Annotated in this window: 2 protein-coding genes; both read right to left on the bottom strand. The window is 31.5% G+C overall.

Annotation, left to right across the window (positions count from 1 at the left end):
* Nucleotides 1-780, bottom strand: a 780-nt coding sequence (gene argB / locus AMN73_RS00510) for an acetylglutamate kinase (RefSeq protein ID WP_075534368.1), incomplete at its 3' end; no start/stop codon positions are given.
* Nucleotides 780-1,708: membrane protein insertase YidC (yidC, locus tag AMN73_RS00505; protein ID WP_075534367.1), on the bottom strand; the 929-nt coding region annotated here is incomplete at its 5' end. The genes argB and yidC, both read right to left, overlap by 1 nt.

Here is a 1,708-nt window from a genome sequence, read left to right as displayed (position 1 = left end):
CACACCAGTAACCCCATTATTTATAGCATCTAAACAGCCTTGAATTTTTGGTATCATCCCACCACTTATAGTCTCATTTTCAATCATCTTTAAAATTTCAGATGAGGAAATCTCTTCTATTAATTTTTTTTCTTTATCTAAGACACCATCTACATTTGTCATTAAAAGTAATCTTCTTGACTTTAAAGATTTTGCAATAGCTGTTGCTGCTGTATCTCCATTAATGTTAAATGTTTGATTATTTTCCCCTAAGCCTAGTGGAGAAATTACAGGCACTTTATTTTCTTTAATAATATCCATTACAACATCATTTTTAATTTTATTTGGTTTTCCTACATAACCTAGCTCCTTAGATTCTGGCGTTACCTCTATAATATTATTTTTCTTGGTATGTATTGAAACTGCTTCCGTATTAAGTTCTCTCAAAGATTCAACTATATCATTATTAAAGTCGATGAGTACGTTCTCTACTATATTTATAATTTTACTATCAGTTACTCTTATTCCCTTTAAAAACTTTGACTGGATATTAGATTTTTCCAACTCTTTATTTATTCTTGGTCCTCCACCATGAACTACTATAATTGAAAGTCCCAGTTTATGAAGAATACTTACGTCTTTAATAAAATTATTAAATATAGATCTTGAGATATTTAAATTACCTCCATATTTAATCACTATTAATTCATTTTTGTACTTGTCGATATATTTTTGGATCTCATTTAGGTTGGACCCGGATGATGGAAGAATTTTTTTTAATTCTTCAAAAGAAGGATTCATTAATAATCTTTTACTTTTATAGTTCGGTTGATTATTGCCTGCTGCACGATGGTCAATACATTTGTGGCACACCAGTATAAAACGAGACCTGCGGCGAAGGGAGCAAGTATTACAGTCAACACGAGTGGCATAAACATAAATATTTGTTTTTGCATTTTAGCCATATCTCCACCACCACCTGGTTGAGGTGAAAGACGCATCTGTAAATGCATAGTAGCGCCCATCAAGACGGGCAGAATCCCGATTTCAAGAAACCCTGGCACTGAAAAGGGTAGAAGACCAAACAAATTAAATAAGGAACTTGGATCCTTGGCGCTTAGATCTTGCCATATCCACATAAATGGAGCGTGACGCATGGCGCTGTCAATTAAAAGTAGTTTATAAATTCCAAAGAAAAAAGGTATCATTATGATAATAGGAAGACACGAGGCGGCTGGATTAATACCATTTTCTCGGTATAATTTTAACATCTCTTTTTGAAGTTGAGTCTTGTCATCTTTAAATCTTGCTTTTAAATTTTCTAGCTGAGGACTAATTTTTTTCATACGTCCCATGCTTTTCATGCTATATTGATTAAGTGGGAAAAATACTAATCTGATTAATACCGTCAGTAAAATTATCGAATATCCGAAATTATTTGTGAACTTATATAGATAGTCCAAAACGTACCACATTGGTTTTACTATAAAATAAAGGTTACCAAAATTAACTATTAAATCTAATTTCTTGATATTTAAATTGTCTTGATATTCATTTATAAGCTCTATTTCTTTCGCACCAAGTAATGATTGAACAGTGTGCTCTATTACTGAATTAGGCCTTGTTTCATAACCTTTTAAATCAATATAGCTTGCAATATATTTTTTGTTATATTTTATATCAAATCTTACCTCTCTACCTTTTTCTGGTAAAATTGATGTCATCCAAT

The organism is Candidatus Pelagibacter communis (assembly GCF_001179965.1).
In the GTDB taxonomy this organism is placed as follows: domain Bacteria; phylum Pseudomonadota; class Alphaproteobacteria; order Pelagibacterales; family Pelagibacteraceae; genus Pelagibacter.
This window is presented reverse-complemented; position numbering and strand designations above follow the sequence as displayed.